The organism is Streptomyces sp. NPDC026589, assembly GCF_040638385.1.
Taxonomy (GTDB): domain Bacteria; phylum Actinomycetota; class Actinomycetes; order Streptomycetales; family Streptomycetaceae; genus Streptomyces.
Genome location: NZ_JBEZYG010000011.1, coordinates 202,244 through 223,495 on the forward strand (window position 1 = coordinate 202,244; position 21,252 = coordinate 223,495).

General features: G+C 67.0%; 13 protein-coding genes and 1 pseudogene. 10 read left to right on the plus strand and 4 right to left on the minus strand.

What is annotated here, in order from left to right; genetic code table 11:
- The first annotated feature begins 314 nt into the window (after positions 1-314).
- Entirely contained in the window at positions 315-1,832 is a 1,518-nt protein-coding gene (locus AB0F29_RS20675; RefSeq protein ID WP_361873972.1) for a DEAD/DEAH box helicase, read from the plus strand.
- Positions 1,833-1,875: 43 nt separating this feature from the next.
- The gene (locus AB0F29_RS20680; RefSeq protein WP_361873974.1) at positions 1,876-2,187 is read left to right on the plus strand and encodes an SCO5918 family protein; all 312 of its coding nucleotides are present in this window, start codon (positions 1,876-1,878) and stop codon (positions 2,185-2,187) included.
- Between the two features lie 44 nt (positions 2,188-2,231).
- On the opposite strand, the pseudogene AB0F29_RS20685 reads toward AB0F29_RS20680, so the two are convergent.
- Positions 2,232-2,849 (minus strand): annotated as a pseudogene (locus AB0F29_RS20685) (PP2C family protein-serine/threonine phosphatase); the annotation flags it as partial.
- A 136-nt stretch (positions 2,850-2,985) separates the two neighbouring features.
- On the opposite strand from AB0F29_RS20685, the gene AB0F29_RS20690 reads away from it, so the two are divergent.
- The 8 genes from AB0F29_RS20690 (at position 2,986) to AB0F29_RS20725 (ending at position 18,713) form a co-directional block, all read left to right on the plus strand.
- On the plus strand, positions 2,986-3,192 hold the full coding sequence (locus AB0F29_RS20690; RefSeq protein ID WP_361873976.1) for a helix-turn-helix domain-containing protein: 207 nt from the start codon (positions 2,986-2,988) through the stop codon (positions 3,190-3,192).
- Positions 3,193-3,274: 82 nt separating this feature from the next.
- On the plus strand, positions 3,275-3,904 hold the full coding sequence (locus AB0F29_RS20695) for a DUF1819 family protein (RefSeq protein ID WP_361873978.1): 630 nt from the start codon (positions 3,275-3,277) through the stop codon (positions 3,902-3,904).
- A complete protein-coding gene (locus AB0F29_RS20700; RefSeq protein ID WP_361873980.1) occupies positions 3,901-4,500 on the plus strand; it encodes a DUF1788 domain-containing protein in 600 nt (199 codons plus the stop codon). The genes AB0F29_RS20695 and AB0F29_RS20700 overlap by 4 nt, the downstream gene beginning before the upstream one ends.
- A gap of 4 nt (positions 4,501-4,504) precedes the next feature.
- Entirely contained in the window at positions 4,505-7,993 is a 3,489-nt protein-coding gene (gene brxC, locus AB0F29_RS20705) for a BREX system P-loop protein BrxC (RefSeq protein ID WP_361873982.1), read from the plus strand.
- Positions 7,993-11,475: a BREX-1 system adenine-specific DNA-methyltransferase PglX gene (pglX, locus tag AB0F29_RS20710; protein ID WP_361873984.1), complete on the plus strand. Its 3,483-nt coding sequence runs from the start codon at positions 7,993-7,995 to the stop codon at positions 11,473-11,475. Before brxC ends, pglX begins: the two co-directional genes overlap by 1 nt.
- Positions 11,468-13,963, plus strand: a complete 2,496-nt coding sequence (pglZ, locus tag AB0F29_RS20715; protein ID WP_361873986.1) for a BREX-1 system phosphatase PglZ type A — start codon at positions 11,468-11,470, stop codon at positions 13,961-13,963. Before pglX ends, pglZ begins: the two co-directional genes overlap by 8 nt.
- A gap of 13 nt (positions 13,964-13,976) precedes the next feature.
- Entirely contained in the window at positions 13,977-16,127 is a 2,151-nt protein-coding gene (gene brxL, locus AB0F29_RS20720) for a BREX system Lon protease-like protein BrxL (protein WP_361873988.1), read from the plus strand.
- Between the two features lie 408 nt (positions 16,128-16,535).
- Positions 16,536-18,713 (plus strand): serine/threonine-protein kinase, encoded by a 2,178-nt coding sequence (locus tag AB0F29_RS20725; RefSeq protein ID WP_361873990.1) that lies wholly within the window; start codon positions 16,536-16,538, stop codon positions 18,711-18,713.
- A 93-nt stretch (positions 18,714-18,806) separates the two neighbouring features.
- Here the strand turns inward: AB0F29_RS20725 and AB0F29_RS20730 are convergent, their stop codons facing one another.
- From AB0F29_RS20730 to AB0F29_RS20740, 3 genes are read right to left on the minus strand one after another with little or no spacing between them, the layout of a single operon-like run.
- Positions 18,807-19,211 (minus strand): GntR family transcriptional regulator, encoded by a 405-nt coding sequence (locus AB0F29_RS20730; RefSeq protein WP_018958817.1) that lies wholly within the window; start codon positions 19,209-19,211, stop codon positions 18,807-18,809.
- 45 nt (positions 19,212-19,256) lie between these two features.
- Positions 19,257-20,231 carry an ABC transporter permease gene (locus AB0F29_RS20735; protein ID WP_361873992.1) on the minus strand — a complete coding sequence of 325 codons (975 nt, stop codon included), beginning with the start codon at positions 20,229-20,231 and terminating at the stop codon, positions 19,257-19,259.
- The gene (locus tag AB0F29_RS20740; RefSeq protein WP_361873994.1) at positions 20,228-21,172 is read right to left on the minus strand and encodes an ABC transporter ATP-binding protein; all 945 of its coding nucleotides are present in this window, start codon (positions 21,170-21,172) and stop codon (positions 20,228-20,230) included. The genes AB0F29_RS20735 and AB0F29_RS20740 overlap by 4 nt, the downstream gene beginning before the upstream one ends.
- Between the last annotated feature and the right edge of the window lie 80 nt (positions 21,173-21,252).

Below are 21,252 nucleotides of genomic sequence, written 5' to 3' on the forward strand. Positions count from 1 at the left end.
GCACTTCGTAGCTGGGGCCCGCATCCTTAGGGGTGCGGGCCCCAGCTACGGGCATTCTTCCGAGTGGTGCCCCCTGCGGTGAAACATTCGCCCGCAGAGTTTTCTCGCTGCCCACTCTTTCCGAGTCCTGCCTACCGGTGGGACCGGTTCCCCGCCGCAATGGCGTCGCCCTTTCCATGGCCTGCGTCCCTGTCCGGAATCATCCGCAGGTTTTATGTGATTCCCCATTCTGCTCGGCCCGTTCTTGTGATTCCCCGCGCTGTTCTTCCGCTGCGGGAATTCCTTGATACGTGCCGTATCAAGGAAGGTTCTGAATGAACCCCACACGTACGAACAATCGCTCTTCCCGTGCCCGCAGCCGTACCGCCGACTCCGGCCGGGGCGGTAGCCGTTTCAACTCGACCGCCCCGGCCCGTTCCGCTGCCCCGGCCCGTTCCGGCGGTTCGGGCCGCTCGGGTGGCCATGGGCGGCGGCCCGCCGCGGTCCAGGGCGAGTTCGCCCTGCCGGTCACGGTCACTCCCGCGCTGTCGGCGGTCGAGGCGTTCGCCGACCTCGACATGCCGGCACAGCTGCTGGCGGCGCTGACCGCGCAGGGGGTGAGCGTTCCGTTCCCGATCCAGGGGGCGACCCTGCCCAACACCCTCGCGGGCCGCGACGCCCTGGGACGCGGGCGCACCGGCTCGGGCAAGACCCTCGCCTTCGGACTGGCCCTGTTGGCTCGCACCGCCGGTCAGCGTGCCGAGCCCCGTCAGCCTCTGGCCCTGGTCCTCGTGCCGACGCGCGAGTTGGCCCAGCAGGTGACCGACGCCCTGGCCCCCTATGCCCGCTCGGTGAGACTGCGCATGGCCACCGTCGTCGGCGGCATGTCGATCGGAAGGCAGGCCAACGCGCTGCGTGGTGGTGCCGAGGTCGTCGTGGCGACGCCGGGCCGGCTCAAGGACCTCATCGACCGCGGTGACTGCCGACTCGACCAGGTCGCGATCACGGTGCTGGACGAGGCCGACCAGATGGCCGACATGGGCTTCATGCCCCAGGTCACCGCGCTTCTGGACCAGGTCCGCCCCGAGGGCCAGCGGATGCTGTTCTCCGCCACCCTGGACCGTAACGTCGACCGCCTGGTCCGCCGCTATCTCAGCGACCCGGTCGTCCACTCCGTCGACCCCTCCGCCGGTGCGGTCACCACGATGGAGCACCACGTGCTCCACGTGCACGGCGCGGACAAGAACCGTACGACCACCGAGATCGCCGCCCGCGACGGTCGGGTGATCATGTTCCTGGACACCAAGCGGGCCGTGGACAAGCTCACCGACCACCTGCTGGCCAGCGGAGTGAGGGCCGCGGCTCTGCACGGCGGGAAGGCGCAGTCCCAGCGCACCCGGACCCTGACCCAGTTCAAGACCGGGCACGTCACCGTACTCGTGGCCACGAACGTGGCGGCTCGCGGCATCCACGTCGACAACCTCGACCTCGTCGTCAACGTCGACCCGCCGACCGACCACAAGGACTACCTCCACCGCGGCGGCCGGACCGCCCGGGCAGGGGAGTCCGGCAGCGTCGTCACCCTGGTCACCCCCAACCAGCGCCGCGACATGACCCGTCTCATGACCGCCGCCGGCATCGTGCCCCAGACCACCCAGGTCCGATCCGGCGAAGAGGCGCTCGGCCGCATCACCGGCGCCCAGGCCCCCTCCGGTGTTCCCGTGACGATCACCGCGCCGGTGGCCGCGCGGCGTGAGCGCAGCCGCAGCGCATCCTCTCGCGGCCGGCGCAGCCCCGCCTCCGCGGCCCGGCGCGTGACCGCACATCAGTCCTCCTTCGACGCCGCAGCCTGAGAACCAGAACCGCTCCTCTTCGTTCCTCTTCCTGTGAGGCATCATGCGCTGTGTCATCGCCCGTTTCCCGTTCGACCTCAGCAGGAGCGGCGTCCTGGAATCGATGAAGGGCATCAAGCCCGAGCACGCTTCCGGCGAGTCCGTGATCATCGGCCGACGCACCTACCCCGTCAAGCAGGTCGGACAGGTCATCACACGGCAGGACCGCCGCGACTTCAGCGCCGGAGAAGTCCTGCGGGCCATGGCCCGGCTCGGCTTCACCTGCCGCGACCTGGCCCCGGCCCCCGCACCCACTCGGGTGGTCAACCCGTTGCCGCAGGCTTCCGCGATGCTCGGGGCTCCTGTGGCCGCTTGAGCGACGGGCAGGCCTGAGCCGCCGACGAACTCGGCCGGGCTACTTCAGCTTGCAGGTCCAGCGGGCTCCGGGGGAGAGGTGTGCCGGCTGACCGTTGGGGATGCTTCGGAGACGTCGGCGCCGTGGTCGGCGTCGCGGCGGGTGACGCCGGTGCCGTACCAGTCCAGGCACATCACGGTGGCGTCGTCGTCCAGGCGCCCGTCATGGGCACGGACGACGTGCTCGATCAGGACACGGGCGGCCTCCCGCGGGTGCAGGTCCTGGGTGCTTTCGATGAGGGCCGGCAGATCGAGATCCGCAGCGCTGCGCTCCAACATTCCGTCGGTGAGCATGACCAGCCGGTCGCCGGCTTGCAGGTCCAGCTCCTGGACCGAGTAGGTGTGGGGCGCCAGGAAGCCGAAGGGCATGTCGACGGCCGGTGTGATCTCCTCGACCTTCCCGCCGCGCAGGCGCAGGGGCCAGGGGTGGCCGGCGTTGATGAACTCGGTTCGACCGTCGTGCAGGCCGATCCGCAGCAGTTGTCCGGTGACGTAGCGGCCGCCGCTGTGCTCGACCACGGCCCGGTCGGCGCTCTGCGCCTGTTCGGCGAGGCGGGCCCCCTGCCTGCGGGCGCGGCGGAGTGCGCCTACGAGGAGAGTGGCCAGGAGCGCGGCGTCCACGTTACTGGACCGGGGAAGCACCCGAGCGGTGGGGCGTGGCCCGGCTACACCCGGCTAGACCGGGTATGGACCGCCGTCGGCACCGGTAAGGTAGGTGTGCCGGATTTGCTCAGGCTGACTGTCGACTGGAGGTTCCACCGTGGCTGAACCGTGGCTGTCCGCCGACGATATCGCCGCCCACCTAGGCATCACAAAAGACACGGTCTATGAGTGGATCGCCCTGAAGGGCATGCCAGCTCACAAGCTCGGACGACTCTGGAAATTCCAGACCACCGAAATCGATGAGTGGGTGCGCAGCGGCGGTGCCGCGTCATCCGAGCGATCACGCGGAACCAGGCTGACCTGACGGGTCACCCGCAGCCAGGAGGGTGGTGTCGGTGGGGCGCCGTATCCTGATCGACTTGCCCAATTCCCGAAGGAGGTGCCCCGTGGCGGAAGGGATCGCCCCCGCGTCGCGCTATGCGCTCTCGTTCACCAGCGGCGCCCTCCTCATACGCGAAGCTGTCATCGTCGCGCCGTTGTACCTGCGCGTGCACGACTGGTCGAAGGTGCGAGCGGTGATCGAGCAGGACAATCTGCTGCAGGCTCGCACGGTCGCGTCGGGGCGGCGCTTCGCCCGCGAGGTCGCCCAGCGGCTCGCCGTGCTCACCGACGACGAGATCGAGCTACTCATCGACGCGACGGCCACCGAGCGCGGACACCTGCTGTGGGCAGCTGCCTGCCGTCGCTACGACCTGATCGGCGAGTTCGCCGAGGAGGTGGTGCGCGAGCGGTTCCTCCTGTTGGCATCGACGCTCACGTACGAGGACTTCGACAGCTTCGTGCGCGGCAAGGCTCTGTGGCACCCCGAGCTGGACGAAGTCAAGGACTCGACGCTGCGCAAGCTGCGCTCGAACGTGTTTCGGATGCTTAACGAGGCCGGCCTGCACTCTGACCGCGGGCACCTGCTCCAAGCTGTGCCATCACAGCGGGTCGCCAGCGCCTTGTCCACGCGGACCCCGAGCGATCTGCGGTTCTTCCCGACCAATGATCACGATACAGGGAGGGCTGAGCGGTGACGCCGACCGAGCTGTCCAAGCAGGAAGAGCGCCTGTTCCAGGTGCTCAGCGGCAAGCGGTTCCTCCAGATGGAGGGCCTGGGCAACGAGGTGCCGTTCTTCATCTACCCCCACGACCCCGAGGACGCCCTTGTGGTCGCGGGGGCCAAGAAGCGCATCAAAAACCGACTGGCCAACAAGGGGATCGAGGTCCGTGAGATCAATCTCTACGACCTGTCGGTGGAGATGCTCAAAGAGCGCGGAGTCTGGGATCGCCTGCTCGCCCTCGAACCGGAACAGGACAAAGCCGACTTCCGCGAGCTGCTTCAGGCGATGCTCGACCCGCAGCTCCACATCGCGCCCGCGGTCCGCGCCAAGCTCGCCGAGGGCAACTTCGACATCCTCTTCCTCACCGGCATCGGCGAGGTCTTCCCGTACATCCGCTCGCACAACGTGCTCAATAACTTGCAGAGCGTCGTGACGGGCAAGCCGATGCTCATGTTCTTCCCCGGCCGCTACGAGCAGTCCGACACGTTGGGGTCCTCGCTCGTGCTGTTCGGGCGAATCAAAGACGACCAGTACTACCGAGCCAAGAACATCTTGGAACAGGAGGCTTGACTCGATGAAGCTGACCGGGATCTTCGCCAAGGATGTCCAGCGTCCGATCGAGGGCGTCATCAAGGCTGACGATACCGCGCACCTGGGTACCGAGGTAGGCGAGTACGTTGTGACCAACGAGGCTGCTAAGGGCCTCGGACTCTTGCTTGAGGCGTACACGAATTACACCAACGCGAACGGTGTGTGGATCTCGGGCTTCTTCGGCTCCGGTAAGTCCCACTTGCTAAAGATGCTCGCCCACTTGCTCGGCGACGTAGACGGGCAGGAGTTCCCGCGGGAGCTTGTGTCCGAGAGCTTCCAGTCCAAGGCACAGGATGCGTTCCTCCCGGCTTTGTTGACCAAGGCCGACCGTATCCCCGCCAAGAGCCTGCTATTCAATATCGACCAGAAAGCCACGCTCATCACGAAGGACCAGGCCGACGCGCTGTTGAAGGTGTTCGTCAAGGTCTTCGACGAGAGCCGCGGCTACTACGGCAACCAGGGCCACGTGGCACGGTTCGAGCGGGACCTGGACAACCGTGGCCAGTACGGGATGTTCAAGGCTGCGTACGCACGGATCGCGGGACGCGACTGGGTGCATGGCCGGGAGGAGGGCGTGCTCGAAGAGGCCAATGTGGCCTCGGCGTACGCCGAGGTCAGCGGCCTGACCGAGGGGACGCCGACCAACATCCTGACGAAGTACCGCAACGAGTACTCGGTGTCGATCGAGGACTTCGCCAACGACGTCAAGGCATGGCTCGACAAGCAGGACGAGGGCTTCCGGCTGAACTTCTTCGTGGACGAGGCCGGCCAGTTCATCGGGACGAACACGCACCTGATGCTGAACCTCCAGACGATCGCCGAGTCTCTGAACACCAAGTGCCAGGGGCGCGCGTGGGTGTTCGTCACCTCCCAGGAGGACATGGACAAGGTCGTCGGCGACCGCACCAAGCAACAGGGCAACGACTTCTCCAAGATCCAGGCGCGATTCAGGACTCGGGTGAAACTCACCAGTGCCGATGTCGAGGAGGTCATCCGCAAGCGTCTTCTGGAGAAGAACGAGGCAGGCGAGTCCGCGCTGGCGAAGATTTACGCCGAGCAGCACGCGAACTTCAAGACGCTGTTCGACTTCGTTGACGGTGCGAAGACCTACCGCAACTACACCGACGAGGCGCACTTTGCCGGCACGTACCCATTCGTCAGTTACCAGTTCCCGCTCTTCCAGGCGGCGATAGAAGGCGTTTCGGACCACAACGTGTTCGAGGGACGCAACAGCTCGGTCGGCGAGCGCTCCATGCTCGGCGTCGTGCAACAGGTCGTCAAGGACGTCGGCGATGTCGAGGTCGGCAGGCTCGCGACGTTCGACCACATGTTCGCGGGCATCCGCGCCTCGCTGAAGTCCGCAGCGCAGCGCTCGATCGACGTCGCCGAGCGCAACCTCGACAACGAGCTTGCCGTCCGCCTGCTCAAGGCGCTCTTCCTGGTCAAGTACGTCGATGGCTTCCACGCGACCTCGCGCAACCTGACCGTGCTGGTCTACGACCGGTTCGGGCTTGACCTGCCCGCGTTGTCCAAGCAGGTACAGGAGGCTCTGACGCTGCTGGAGACGCAGACGTACGTGCAGCGGAACGGCAACGTCTACGAGTACCTGACCAACGAAGAACAGGTCATCGAGGAAGAGATCAAGAACGTCGACATCGACGCCTCCGAGGTCAGTGGTCGCTTGTTCAGGGTCCTCTCGGGTGACGTTATCCGTACCGGCAAGCTGCGGTACGCCAAGAACGGCCAGGACTTCCCGTTCGGCTACAAGCTCGACGACCAGGTGTACGGGCAGCAGCGCGAGCTGACGGTGCACTTCATCACCCCTGAGTACCCGTTCGGCCCTGTAGAGACCCGGATGCACAGCGCCGGCAAAGATGAGCTGCGCGTCATCCTGGAACCCGACGAGCGCGCCCTGTCCGATCTGCGGCTGCTCATCAAGACGGAGAAGTACACCAAGCGCAAGCAGACGACCTCGCTCACGGCGATCGAGGACCAGATCCTGCGCTCCAAGGCGGCGCGGAACGTCGAGCGCGAGAAGGAACTCGCCGTGCGCATCCGCCGGGCGGTCGGCAAGGCGGAGCTCGTGATCAACGCCGCCGACGTGACCTCCGCATCGCAGGACGCCGTTACCCGTGTGACCGACGGGTTCCAAGACCTCGTCAGCCGCACCTACACCCAGCTCAGCCTGCTCGGCGGGGCGACCTACAGCGAGCAGCAGGTCGCCACGTTCGCCAACCCCGACCGGTCGGGCATGTTCGACAACCCGTCGCAGTCAACGCTCGCCGCCCCGGGCGACGAGGTGCTGTCGTTCGTTATGCAACGTGACCGGCTCGGCGAGCAGGCGACCGTCAAGACGATCGTGAGTGCGTTCCAAGCAAAGCCCTACGGTTGGGACCTCGCCTCGATCGAGGTCGTCATCGCGTGGCTCGTCGGCACCTCGAAGCTCACGATCATCCTCGATGGGAACGCCCTGAAGCGCACCGAGGTCGCGGTGGTGCTGCGCAACACGCAGAAGCACTCGCACGCGGTGGTGGCTCTCCAGAAGGTCTTCGACGAGCGCAAGGTCGCGACGCTCCGCAAGTTCTGCACCGACTTCTTCGACGAGGCGACCGCGCCGAAGGACGCGATGGAGCTGGCCCGGCACGGCAGCGACAAGCTGCGCGGCAAGCTCGACGAGCTGAAGGCGCGTGTGAACGGGTCGAAGTACGCGTTCGTGGCGCAGTTGGCCGCCCCGATCGCGCTGCTCGAAAGGGTCGTCGGCAAGCCCGACGAGTGGTACCTGACCGAGTTCGATCTTGGCGACGAGCTGCTCGACGCCAAGGACTCCGTGATTGACCCGATCCAGTCGTTCCTCAACGGAGGACAGCGCGCCATCTACGACGAGGCCGTCACCCTGCTCACGGCGAGCACGAACAACCTCGGCTACCTGCCCGCCGGCAGCGACGCCGAGGTGAAGCGGCTACTCGAAGACCCCAACGCGTTCCGCGGCAACCGCATGATCCAGCTCAAGCAAGCCGCAGAGGCGCTCGGCAAGCAGGTCGACGAAGCACTCGCGACCAGCCGTGCCACGGTGATTGAGGCCATTGAGGGACGCAGGACCGACGTGCTCGGCAGCCCCTACTACGAGAACGCCGCGGAGGACGCACAGCAGGGGATCGTTCGCACGATCGACCAGATCATCGACCGAGTCAGCACCGAGAGGCAGATCGCGCTCATCCGCGAGCAGGGGAACAGCTTCGAGGAGAAGACCTACCCTGCGCTGCTCGATCAGCTCGTCTCTTCCGCCCGCCCCACTGGCGGCACCGACGATCCCGAGCCCGCGCCGGTCAAGCAGACCATCTCGGTCAAGACGATCATGGTGCCGGGTGCTCACGGTGTGCTGGAGACCATCGAGGACGTCGACCGGTACCTCGAAGCGGTCCGTAGTGCCCTGCTGTCCACGCTCAACGACGGAAAGCGAATCGCACTCTGATGGAAACCGCTCCGCTCAAGTCCTTCGCCGCCTGGGCGCGCACCGCACTGATCCGGGAGGTGGCGGCTCGCATCGCGGTCGTGCTCGCCCCTGCCTCGCCCGAGCGGGTCGAGCAGCGCAGCGCCGTCGCGGCACTGGAGAAGGCCGTCAAGGCGAACGGCGGCGATGACAGGGGCCGCGCCGCCGTAGCGGACAAGGTTGCCTACACCTGGTTCAACCGCATCATCGCGCTGCGGTTCATGGACGCCAACGGCTACACCGGCGTCAATGTCGTCTCACCCGAACGAGGACGCAAGGGCGGCCAGCCGGAGATCCTTGCCGAAGCCAAGCGCGGGAACACCGACAGCACGGTCGTCACCAACAAGCGCACCGTCGAGACCGTGACGAGCCTGCTCAACGGCACGCGCCGCAGCGACGACCCGCAGGGCGAGGCGTACTCGCTGCTGCTCGCGGAGTGCTGCCGTCACTGGAACGGCTCGATGCCGTTCATGTTCGGGCGCGAAGGCGACTACACCGAGTTGCTCATCCCCGCGAACCTGCTCGCAGACGACTCCGTGCTGGCCCGGGCCGTCACCGTGCTGACCGAAGACGTCTGCAAGGACGTCGAGGTCATCGGCTGGCTGTACCAGTTCTACATCTCCGAGCGTAAGGCTGAGGTCTTCGCCGGGTTCAAGAAGAACAAGAAGGCCGGCGCTGCCGAGATCCCCGCTGCCACCCAGCTCTTCACCCCCCACTGGATCGTCCGCTACCTCGTTGAGAACTCCCTCGGACGGCTCTGGCTGCTCAACCGGCCCACCTCGCGGCTCGCCGACCAGATGGACTACTACATCGCCCCGGCCGACGAGGAAACCGACTACCTCAAGGTCGCCAGCCCCGAAGAGCTGAAGATCATCGACCCCGCATGCGGCTCCGGCCACATGCTCACCTACGCGTTCGACCTGCTCTACGCCATATATGAGGAAGAGGGCTACGCGCCGTCTGATATCCCCGGGCTGATCCTCGCCAACAACCTCTACGGGACCGAGATCGATCCCCGCGCCGGCGCGATGGCCGCGTTCGCGCTCACGATGAAGGCGCGCGCCCGACAGCGCACGTTCTTCAACAAGCAGGTCGAGCCGAACGTCTGCGTGCTCGAACCGCTCTCGTTCAACCCGGGTGAGCTGGACGTCCTCGTCACCGCCGGCGGCGACCGGGTCGATGAAGAGCAATTCTGGAATCAGTTCCGGCACGCCGACACGTCCGGAGCGCTCATCCGGCCGCGCGAGGAGCTGATCGAACCGCTCCACCGAAGTCTCGACGTCCACGCTCAGGGTGAGGAGGACCTCTTCGGCGGTGAACTCTTCGATCGTGCTCGTAGGGTTGTCCGTCAAGCCGGGTACTTGTCGGGGCGATACCACGTCGTAGTGGCCAATCCGCCTTACATGGGCAGTGGGAGCATGGATGCCCACCTTGCCGCACTGGCGAAGCGCGAATACCCGGCTTCGAAGATGGACCTGTATGCCATGTTCATCGAGCGGAGTCTGGAGCTCCTCCGTCCCGCTGGGTTCCTTTCCATGGTCACCATGGACAGCTGGATGTTCCTGGGCGCGTACTCCCGGTACCGCGATTCGCTGCTGAGGCGTGCGCGGATCGCGACTTTGGCGCACCTCGGCACGGGGGCATTCGATACGATCGGCGGCGAGGTCGTCTCGACCGTGGCCTTCGCCGCACAGGCCGCACCGCCGGGAACGTCCCGGTCGACGTTTGTTCGAGTTGTGGACGGCGAAGGCTCCGCCAAGGCGGATGCGATCGCAGGTGCCAAACAAGGGGGACGCCCTGATCTGCTGTGGGTGAGGGGCGTCGCCGAGTTCCTTGAGGTGCCCAACACCCCGGTCATTTACTGGGCAACGGAGAAGGAGATCGCCGCACTCGGACAAGGGCCCAATCTCGGCGCCCTGCTGCAGGCGCGGGAAGGGCTCACGACAGGAAACAACGACCGGTACCTCCGCCGATGGTTCGAGGTTTCGCTCGCCGATATCGCATTCGGTATCGACTCGAATGAGGCGAGCGTCGAGAGTGGAGCTCGATGGTTTCCCTACCACAAGGGCGGCTCCTCGCGCCGGTGGTACGGAAACTTCGAGTACGTCGTCGACTGGGAGCGCGACGGAGCAAGGTGCCGCGAAAACATCGACCCGTTGACGGGAAGGATCCGTTCGCACAACTACAACGGAAGCTTCGCGTTCAGGCGAGGCATCACATGGTCGAGCATCTCTGGTGACGGATTCGCGGTCCGCCACATTGAGGGCGGGTTCATGTTCGACACGAAGAGCCCCATGGCGTTCGCGCATCGCGAGGAGGACCTCCTCGTCCTCGAAGGCTTCATGAACAGCTCCACGGCCACCCGCTTCATGCGCCTTCTCGCACCTCGCCTGGACTTCAAGCTCGGGCATGTCCTGAGCCTTCCCGTGCGGGTACGCGAGAGCGTGGAAGTCGAGACGCTCGTGCGGAGCTGCATCTCAGAGGCCACATCGGAGTGGGATTCGCGCGAGCTGTCGGCGGATTTCACGGGCTCCCCGGTCTGCGGCCTGGCAACCAGCATGTTGGATGCCTTTGGGCAGGCGCTCCAGAACGAGGACGACCGTGCGGGTCGATTGGCGCGCGCCGAGGAAGCGATCGACGCCTTTTTCGCCGCGGCGTATCTGGGCTCTGCTCCCTCCGGAGAAGCAGCATCAAGGCGACCGGATCAAGGTGAACGCGCGGGTCGGATCCGTACAGCCGTGGAAGACTTCGTCTCCTACGCGGTCGGCTGCATGTTCGGGCGCTACAGCCTCGACGAACCCGGCCTGATCCTCGCGGATCAAGGTGACACGCTCCAGGACTATCTGGCGAAGGTACCGCATCCTTCGTTCACGCCCGACAAGGACAACGTGCTCCCCATCGTGGATGGCGATTGGTTCGAGGGCGACATCGTGGCACGCTTTCGCCAGTTCCTGCGGGTTACGTTCGGGGAGAAGGACTTCGAGGACAACCTGCGGTTCGTCACCGAGTCTCTCGGCGTGAAGGACGTGCGCGACTACTTCGTGAAGTCCTTTTACAAGAACCATGTGCAGCGATACAAGAAGCGCCCCATTTACTGGTTGTTCTCCAGCCCCAAGGGATCGTTCAACGCCCTCATCTACATGCACCGCTACACACCGTCCACGGCCTCGACCGTGCTGAACGAGTACCTGCGGGAGTTCAAGGCGAAGCTGGAGGCCAGCCGTCAGCACCATGAGCGCTTCGCCGTAGGAACGGGCACGCCCCGGGAGAAGGCTGCCGCACAGAAGGAGGTCGACCGTCTGCGCAAGGTCCTGCTTGAGCTTGACGAGTACGAACACGACGTGCTGTACCCGCTGGCGACCCAGCAGGTGCAGATCGACCTCGATGACGGAGTGAAGGCCAACTATGCGAAGCTCGGTGCCGCACTGAAGAAGATTCCCGGCCTTGAGGCAAGCAATGACTGAGACATCCGCTATTCGGTCTCACCTGGAGCGTCGCTTCGAGACCCACCGGGTGGTGTTCTGGCACGACCCCGAGGGCGAGTACGCCGCTGACCTTGACTCACTTGCCTTGGATGGCGTCGAGATCGTGAGTGTCGCCGACGACGAGTACGCGGTCAAGAACCGGCTGCTGCACTTGGAGCCCGAGGCGAAATTCCTCGTCTACCGCCCGGGCATCGTGCCGGCGGGAATCGGCAATTGGCTGCTCGACCTGGAGCTGGCCTACGGGGTGTTCACCGCAGACCGCGCTTCGTTGGTGCAGCAGGAACTGGGGCTCACTGCCGACGGCATTGGTGAGATCGTGCAGTCGCACGAGAAGTTCTACCGGGCGCCCAAGCGAGTGCAGAGCCTCAAGGCGCTGCTCGACGCTGACGATGATGTCCGGTTGCTGCAAGCCAAGATGTCGGTGGTACTGCTCGGCCAGCGAGAGCACAGCCTGCTGGAAATCACCCGCACCCTGCTCATCGAGAACGCCGGTGGTGCGAACGCGAAATACGGCGCGCTCGTCGAGTACGGCCTCGACCATTTCTACTGGCAGGGAGTCGGGTCGATCTACGGGTACACGTCGTCGAGCCCGAGCCTCGACGACTTCGTGCTGTGGGTGTTCCGGCGGGCCATCGACGGGTTCAAGTCGGAACGACCCGGAGGGCTACGGAACATCCAGCTCGACTTCGCCAGTCTGCGCAATGACCGGCGGAGCGAGAAGGCGATGACCACGCTTGCGAGGCGGGCAGCCGGAGACCTGGACTACGCGAGCACCATCCAGGACGCAAGCTTCCGAGACCTGCTGGGTAACGACCTGTTCGAGGAGGTCGACCAGAAGATCATCAGGGATCTTGCGCACGCCGTAGCCGACCGGGCGGTCACGGCTCGCGAAGTCACTGAGGTCGTTCGCGGGCGTCAGAGCAGCTTCTGGATCGACGGGTATCGCCGACTGTATGCCGCGATCGGTAGCGCCTCTGACCTGCTGACCGCGCTCAGCGCGGTCAGCCTGTCCATGCAGTCGTTCGATGAGGGCTTGGAACGGTACCGGAGCGAATGGTTCCGTATTGATCAGTTCTACCGGCAGTTCACCTACGCGGCCCGCACCGCCGAGCACACCGGCCCGCTGGAAGGGCTGCGGGCACAGGTCGAGTCGTTCTATGCGAACAAGTTCCTGTACACCCTCGGCGCGGCATGGCAGCAGCATGTTGATGGCGTCGACCGGTGGCGTTCCGCCCTGCTCCGGCCGCAGACCTCGTTCTTCGCCGACCACGTCAGGCCCATCACGCGGGACGGTCGGCGTAAGGCCGTCGTCATCGTTTCCGACGCCCTGCGCTACGAGGTTGCCGACGAGCTGGGTTCGCGTATTCGCCAGGAGGACCGTTTCGACGCGACCCTTGATGCCGTTCTGGGTGTGTTGCCGAGCTACACCCAGCTGGGGATGGCCGCGCTCTTGCCGCACACCACGATCGGGCATTCCAGCAAGGGCGATCTCGTCGATGTAAACGGCCAATCATCGGCAGGCACTGACAACCGCAGCAAGATCCTCGCCGGCGTGCGGGGGACGGCGATCTCCGCCGAGAACCTGCTCGGCATGACCCGCGATGAGATTCGCGAGCTCTACCGGCAGCACCAGGTGCTGTACGTCTACCACAACCGCATCGACGCGACCGGCGACAAGCAGGGCACCGAGCGGCAGGTTTTCGAGGCCGCAGAGAAGACGCTGGAGGAGCTTGTCGACCTGGTCAAGCGCCTTGCAAGCGCCGACGCCACCAACATCCTCGTGACCGCCGACCACGGCTTCCTCTTCCAGGACTCCGCACTCGACGAGGCCGGCTACCTGTCGGTCGCCCCGCAGGGCGACGACATCGTCGTGCAGGCGCGCCGCTATGTGCTGGGCACAGGGCTGAAAGCCGACCCGGCGTTCAAGACGTTCACCTCTGCTCAACTCGGGCTCGACAGCAACTACGAGGTGCAGATCCCCAAGTCGATCCACCGACTGCGGCTCAGAGGCTCCGGCGCGAGGTTCGTCCACGGCGGCGCGGCTCTCCAGGAGATCGTCGTGCCCGTGCTGGCGATCAACAAGAAGCGTAAGAGCGACACACGCTTGGTCAACGTGGAGATTTTGCCCGAGTCGGACAAGATCACGACCGGGCAGTTGGTGGTTAAGCTCTTCCAGACCGAGCCGGTGAGCGAGAAGGTCCAGCCACGCACGGTACGGGCGGGCCTCTACGTTGGCGAGACCCTCATCTCGAACCACGCCTTGCTGGTGTTCGACCAGGAGTCGACTGACAAGCGAGACCGCTACCAGAGCGCGATCATGCTGCTCAGCCGGGATGCGAACGACTACAACAACCGGGCGGTCGAGTTCCGCCTGGAGGAACTGATCCCCAACACCAGCCAGTGGCGCGTCTATGCCAAGGCGATGTACACGCTGAAGCGCTCATTCGCCTCGGACTTCGATTTCTAGGGAGGGTGCAGCCATGGGCGAAGTGGGTGAGGTCAGCCAGGAGGCATCCGTCGCCGGCCCGGACACGCCAGTCGAGGCCGCACCGACGCTGAGCGAGCTGGACCGCAAGATCAACCGGCACTACCCGGGCGCTGTCGTGCGCAAGGACTTGGTCAAGGCCGTCAAGGGCAACGCCATCGTGCCGACCTATGTGCTGGAGTATCTGCTCGGCCAGTACGCGGCCTCTGACGACGAGGCCACCATCCAGGCGGGCATCGACACGGTGCGCAAGATCCTGGCCGACCACTACGTACACCGGAACCAGTCCGAGCTGGTGAAGTCCACGATCCGCGAGCGCGGACGGCACCGTGTCATCGACAAGGTCACTGCCACGCTCAATGAGAAGGACGACGTCTACCAGGCCGAGTTCGCCAACCTCGGTATCAAGGGTGTGCTTGTTGAGCCCGCCACGATCAAGGCCCACCCGAAGCTGCTCGTCGGAGGGGTCTGGTGCATCTGCGACATCGAGTACTTCCACAGTGACGACCCGAGGGCTGTGCCGTGGATACTCGGGTCGATCAAACCCATCCAGTTGTCGAACTTCGACGTTGAGGGCTACCTGGCGGCTCGGCGAGCGTTCACCACCGACGAGTGGATCGACCTGCTGGTGCAGTCCATCGGGTTCGATCCCGAGTTGTTCGGGAGGAGGGCGAAGCTCATCCAGCTCGTGCGGCTCATCCCGTTCGTGGAGCGTAACTACAACCTCGTCGAGCTTGGCCCCAAGGGCACCGGCAAGTCCCATATCTTCTCGGAGTTCTCGCCCCACGGCATGCTCATCTCCGGTGGCGAGGTCACCGTGCCGAAGCTGTTCGTCAACAACGCCAACGGGCGCATCGGCCTGGTCGGCTACTGGGATGTCGTCGCGTTCGATGAGTTCGCCGGCAAGAAGAAGCGCACCGACAGGGCGCTCGTCGACATCATGAAGAACTACATGGCGAATAAGTCGTTCTCCCGCGGCGTCGAGACGCTCGGTGCCGAGGCATCGATGGTGTTCGTCGGCAACACCTCCCACACCGTGCCGTACATGCTCAAGCACTCCGACCTGTTCGACGAGCTGCCCGAGAGCTACCACGACTCCGCCTACCTCGACCGGCTGCACCACTGCATCCCTGGGTGGGAGGTCGACACCATCCGCGGAGAGATGTTCTCGAACGGTTACGGGTTCGTCGTCGACTACATCGCCGAAGTGCTCAAGTCGATGCGATCCCACGACTATTCGGACCGCTACCAGCAGTACTTCTCGCTCTCGTCGGACATGTCGACCCGTGACCGCGACGGGATCCACAAGACGTTCTCCGGGCTGATGAAGATCCTCTACCCGCACGGGGAGGCAGCACCCGAGGAGATCGAGGAGATCCTGCGGTTCGCGATCGAGGGCCGCAAGCGCGTCAAGGACCAGATCCTGCGGATCGACTCGACGATGGCCGACGTCAAGTTCGGCTACCTGGACGGGAGCAGAGCCTGGCACTCGGTCTCGACTCTGGAAGAGGACGAGTACCCGGCGTATTACCACCGAGAGCGCTGCGAGAGTTCCGAGGCTGCGGATAGCGCGGTCGAACCGAGGGCGGCCGCTGTGGTGTCCACCGGGCACGATGGGACTGCGGGTGAGTACGTGCAGGTCGCGGAGGCTCCGCTGTTCGAGGGGCACCGTGAGTTCCAGGAGAACCAGCGCGGCGTCTCGTTCGGCACGCTGCTAACCCCTTACCTGCGCGGAGCCGGGCAGATCACGATCACGGACCCCTACATTCGCCAGTTCCACCAGGCCCGCAACCTCATGGAACTCATCGAGGGGATCGCCGCCGTCAAGGACTCCGCCGACGAGGTCAATGTCAAGCTCATCACCTCGGAGAGCAACGGCGGCGAGGACAAGGTCCGCAAGCAACTTGAGTTCCTGCTCAAGGTCAAGCAGGGAGCGGCAGCCGGCGGCATCAACCTCGACGTCTCGTTCGCCGACACGATCCACGACCGTTCGATCGTCACCGACACCGGCTGGAAGATCTTGCTCGGCCGCGGCCTCGACATCTTCCAGTACGTCACCGGCGACGTGTTCGACCTCGCTACCAGGCTCCAGGAGTACCGCCAGGTCAAGGCGTTCGGCGTGACCTACATCCGCGAGCGCACGTGAACTGAGGTGAAGTTGCAGGCGACTGCCCGCAAGGCGGTCTGTGGAAGTCCGACAACCCCGGTGATCCGGTTCCTTGCCACCAGCGGTGTCCGTCTCGGTGGCCAGCCGGTGGCCGGACGCCTTTGGACGGTGCATCACGAGGTAGCAGGGGCCAACCCTTCATATGCGCTCTGATCAGGCAGGACATCACCCTGCGGCATCACGCGGCACCCCGCGGCATGATCGCTCACGGTCTCTCCTCGCCCGCCTGCACCCCGCCGACGACGGCCCGCGCTTTCCCTGACCCTGCCCCCGCCGGGATCCGCTTGAAGCGCCGGCCTCCGGGGCTCCTATCCTGGGCGGGCGCGCATGGCTCCGGCCGGGCGTGAACGACCGCAGGGGACAAGGCCATCGGGGGATCGGGTCAGCATGGGCGAGGGCACGGGCAAGGACAGCGGGCGGTACACGGCGATGGAGGGCATACGTCCGCTCGCGGCCGGTGATCCGGCCCGGATCGGGCCGTATTCCCTGCTCGGGCGGCTCGGTGCGGGCGGGATGGGACGGGTGTATCTGGCCCGCTCGGCGGGCGGGCGGACCGTGGCCGTGAAGGTGGTGCACGAGGAGCACATCGCGAACGGGGAGTTCCGGGCCCGTTTCCGGCGGGAGATCGCGGCGGCCCGGCGGGTCGGCGGGCGCTACACCGCCCCCGTGCTCGACGCGGACGCGGACGCCGAGCCGCCGTGGGTGGCCACCGGCTATGTGCCCGGCCCCTCGCTCGAACAGGCCGTCCGGGAGCACGGGCCGCTGCCCGCCGACTCGGTGTACGCCCTGGCCGACGGGCTGTTGCGGGCGCTCGGCGGCATCCATGCCGCCGGGATCGTCCACCGGGACCTGAAGCCGTCCAACGTCCTGCTCACCGTCGACGGCCCCCGCGTCATCGACTTCGGCATCGCCCGCGCGCTCCAGGTCTCCGTGGAGTCCCTGCTCACCAGCACCGGCATGGTCATCGGCTCGCCGGGTTTCATGGCGCCCGAGCAGATCCTCGGCGAGGAGACCGGGCCCGGGGCGGACGTCTTCTCCCTGGGCTGTGTGCTGATGTACGCGGCCACGGGGCGCCTGCCGTTCGGGGCCGGTGTGAGCAACCAGCACGCGGTGATGTTCCGGATCGTCCAGTCCCCGCCGGACCTCGCCGCGGTGACGGACACCTCCCTGCGCGAGCTGATCGAACGCTGCCTGACCAAGAGCGCCGCCGAACGCCCGGGTGTGGACGCGCTGTTGGAGGCGCTGGCTCCCGCGCCGTCCTCGGCCGTCCTGCGCGGTGCCTGGCTGCCGCCGGTGCTCCTGGCCCGGCTGGCACAGCAGTCGGCACTGCTGCTCGACGCGGAGGTGCCGGAGGCGCCGGAGGACGTGGGGGTGCCGGAGGACGTGGGGGTGCCGGAGGCCGGGGATGACGCGGAGGGCGCGGAGGGCGCGGAGGGCGCTGCGGTCGCTGACGCCGCGGGGCGGCCGGTGGGTCTGGACGTACGGCGTGCCCCGGAGGCCTCGGACGCCCCGGAGGTGCCGCGAGGTGCGGACGCGCCGGTGGCCGAAGACGCCGTGGCCGCCATACCGCGGAGTGCCGAGCCCCCGGCCGCCTCCGCCCCCGCTTCCGGCTCCGCCTCCGCTCCTCGTGACCTCGGCACCGTCGATCTGCGGCCGGCTTCGGCGAAGGGTGACGGTCCAGGTGCGCCGACGGCCGGCTCGACGCCCGCTCTCCCGCCCGCTCCGGCCGGGGACCGGGCTCGGCATCGCCGTCGGCGTACCTGGATCGTCGCGGCGGTCGTCGTCGCCGTGCTGGCGGCCGGCGGCACGACGGCCTTCCTCAGCCGCGACCCCGGTGGCGCCACCGACGCCCGGGGCGGAGGAGCCGCCGCGCTGCCCGCCGCCAGTGGCGCCCCCTCCGGCCCTGACGTCTCGCCCTCCGGGAAGAGCGACGACGCGGACGGCAAGGACAGCGCGAAGGACGGCGAGAAGGTGAAGGAGAAGGGGAAGGAGAACGGGGAGGAGAACGGGGAGGAGAAGGGCCAGGGCGGCGACGGCGGTGACGGTCAGGACGCCGGTAGCGGGGGTGGCTCCGCCTCGGGAAGCGGCGGGTCGTCCGGGGGCGACGGGGCGGCTGCCTCCGGCGGGGGCGCCGCGCAGGGCGGGACCGGTTCGTCGGGTTCGGGCGGCTCCGGGGGTGCCGCGAAACCGCCCGCCCCGGACCCGGATCCCGCCGCCCCGGACGGCCGGGTGCCGCAGCACTTCGCCGGGACCTGGACCATCGCGTCCCAGTACAACGCCCTGCAGCCCCACACCGTGGTCGTCCGGCGGGTGTCGCCGGGGCAGAGCGCGGTGACCCTCGTCGCCGACGTACAGGGCTCCGGGCACTGCGAGTACACGGCGAAGCTGACGTCCGTGGCGGACGGCGGGCAGCGGATCAACGTCGGTACGGCCGTGGTTGACCAGGCCCGTTCCACCGGTATGTGCCGCGACACCGACGCCTCGTTCTTCGCCGTCGCAGGCTCCGGCATCCAGCACGACGTCGGCCCGGCCCACGGCAGCGGCTACCGCTACAACCGCGCCTGACCCACGCCGGTCGGTCCGGCGCCGGTCAGGCCGGGGCGGTGCGGCGCCGGCCGGTCCGGCGCGGGTCAGGCGCGGCCGGTCGGTCCCGGTCGGTCAGTCCGGCGCCTCGCCCGGGTACGCGCTCTCGAACGCCGCGTGGAACAGGGCCGTGACGTCCTGCCCGGTGAGGCCCTCGGCGCGGGCCCGGTCCAGCCATTCGGCGAGGGCGGAGCGCAGCGGTGAGCCGGGGCCGGACTGGGGCTGGGCGAGGGAGCGGGTGATGAACGTGCCCGCTCCCTGGCGCACCTCGGCGAGGCCCATGCGTTCCAGTTCGCGGTAGGCCTTCAGGGTCGTGTTCGGGTTGACCTTGGTGGTCGCGGCGACCTGGGCGGCGGTGGGCAGCCGGTCACCCTCCTCCAGCGCGCCCATGCGCAGCGCCTGCTCGACCTGCCGGACGATCTGGAGATAGGTCGCCACTCCACTGCGCCGGTCGATGCGGAACACGACCACGGTCTTCACCTTCCGCTCGCTTGCGACATTTTACGTAGGAGGAGAGGGCGGTCTTCACAGCGGGCGGCGGGTGACCCGCCACAGGGTGAACGCCGTGAGCAGGGCTGTCCCGGCGAGCAGGATGGCTGCGGCGGTCCACTGCATCGGCGCCATCTGGCTGTAGTCGAGGTATTCGATCACGTCGTTGACGATGCCGTGTTCCTTGATGCACGCGTTCTGCGCTTTTTCGGTCGCCTCGGCGCAGGTGCCCCAGCCGTACAGGGTCCCGTCGGCGCTGCCGACCCAGCGGTCCACCTCGTACGACTCGGCGTAGCGGGCCGGGAGTTCGCTGCCCATCGGGTAGGTGAAGAGGTGCGTGTCGCCGAGGCGTCGGCGCACCTCGTCCCAGACGAACATGGTGGTGACCGCCGTGAAGAGGAACGTGACCACCATGGCCGGGAGCGTCCGGCGGATCAGGGTGCCGATGGTGATGCCGGCCGCGGTGAGGAAGAGGAGGAACGCGGGCAGGACGGGCCCGGTGTTGTCGAAGATGACGCCGTCGATCCAGTCGCTGGGGAAGACCGAGCGGTACGGCTTCCACCACCAGGTGAACAGCGCCGAGAGCACCACGCCGGAGACCAGCGCGAGGGTGTAGGCCAGGCCCAGCTTGGTGATCAGCCACTGGCGGCGGGTCGCCGACTGGGTGGTGACGAGCTGGGCGGTGCCGTTCTCCTGGTCGCCCGCGATCAGCGGGGCGCCGATGAAGACGGCGAGGATCAGGGGGAGGCCGCCGAGGATGGAGGTGATGTACTTGTAGCCGCGGTTGTCCTCCAGCGGCTGGCCCGCGTCCTTCTCCGGCCAGCCCCTCGCGTCGAGCAGCTGGACCAGCTCGTTGCGCTCGTACACGATCCAGAGCGCGGTCAGCAGCGTGAGGCCGAGGACGCAGACCAGCGCGGTCCGGTGCTGGCGTACGACGAGCCACGGCATCCCGCGCAGCAGGCGGCGTCCGGAGCCGGTTTCGGCGGGCTTCTCGGTGAGGGTGGTGCTCATGCGGCCTGGGTCCCTTCGGCCTCGACGCGGGCGCCCTGGGTGTAGAGGGAGGGCGCGTCCGGGGAGCGGAGATGGGCGAGGAGGACTTCCTCCAGGGAGGGTTCGGCGCTCTCCCAGCCGGCCGGGAGCGGAGCCTTCGGCCGGATCATCGCCTGGAACTGCCGCCCCTGGAGGCGGGTTTCGACGACGGTGTGGTCGGCCAGCTCGGGCGGCAGCGAGCCGTCCCGGGCCACCCCCGTGACCAGCGCGTGGGCCGGGACCAGCGCGTCGGCGTCACCGGCCATCCGGATCCGGCCCTCGGAGACGACCAGCAGGTAGTCGCACATGTCCTCCAGCTCGGTCAGCATGTGCGAGGACATCACCACCGTGGTGCCGCGCTCGACGGCCTCCGCCATCAGCAGGGTGCTCATCTCGTCGCGGGCCAGCGGGTCGAGGTCCGACATCGGCTCGTCCAGGAGCAGCAGGTCCGGCCGCTTGCCGAAGGCGAGCGCGAAGGCCACGCGGGTGCGCTGACCGCCGGAGAGCGTGCCGACCCGCGCGTGCGGCGAGATGTTGCCCGAGCGGACGATCCGTGTCGCCGCGGCCGCGTCCCAGGCGGGGTTCAGCTCGGCGCCCATGCGCAGGGTGTCGGCCACGGTGAACCGCTTGAACAGCGGCTTCTCCTGGCCGAGGAACGCGAAGGTGGGCAGCACGGCGGGGTCGTCGACCGGTACGCCGAAGATCCGCAGCTCGCCGGTGGTCGGCTGCACCTGTCGGGTCGCCAGTCCGAGCAGGGTGCTCTTGCCCGCCCCGTTCGGGCCGACCAGACCGCAGATGCGGCCGGCCGGGATCCGGAAGGAGCAGTCGCGCAGTGCCCAGCCGCGTCGGTAGCGCTTGCCCAGGCCGCGGGCTTCCAGCGCCCAGCTGCCGGACGTCGCGTTCGGGATGCTCGTGTCTGCCACGCGCCTCGCCTCGATTCCATTAGTCAATTAATGGAATCATGGACTCGTGGGGGAATGGCTGTCAAGCCTGACGAGCGGGA

Excerpts from the sequence above, each read along its gene's own strand:
- AB0F29_RS20675 (WP_361873972.1), top strand. The coding sequence starts at position 315 with ATGAACCCCACACGTACGAACAATCGCTCTTCCCGTGCCCGCAGCCGT.
- AB0F29_RS20680 (WP_361873974.1), top strand. The coding sequence starts at position 1,876 with ATGCGCTGTGTCATCGCCCGTTTCCCGTTCGACCTCAGCAGGAGCGGC.
- brxC (WP_361873982.1), top strand. The coding sequence starts at position 4,505 with ATGAAGCTGACCGGGATCTTCGCCAAGGATGTCCAGCGTCCGATCGAG.
- pglX (WP_361873984.1), top strand. The coding sequence starts at position 7,993 with ATGGAAACCGCTCCGCTCAAGTCCTTCGCCGCCTGGGCGCGCACCGCA.
- pglZ (WP_361873986.1), top strand. The coding sequence starts at position 11,468 with ATGACTGAGACATCCGCTATTCGGTCTCACCTGGAGCGTCGCTTCGAG.
- brxL (WP_361873988.1), top strand. The coding sequence starts at position 13,977 with ATGGGCGAAGTGGGTGAGGTCAGCCAGGAGGCATCCGTCGCCGGCCCG.
- AB0F29_RS20725 (WP_361873990.1), top strand. The coding sequence starts at position 16,536 with ATGGGCGAGGGCACGGGCAAGGACAGCGGGCGGTACACGGCGATGGAG.
- AB0F29_RS20735 (WP_361873992.1), bottom strand. The coding sequence starts at position 20,231 with ATGAGCACCACCCTCACCGAGAAGCCCGCCGAAACCGGCTCCGGACGC.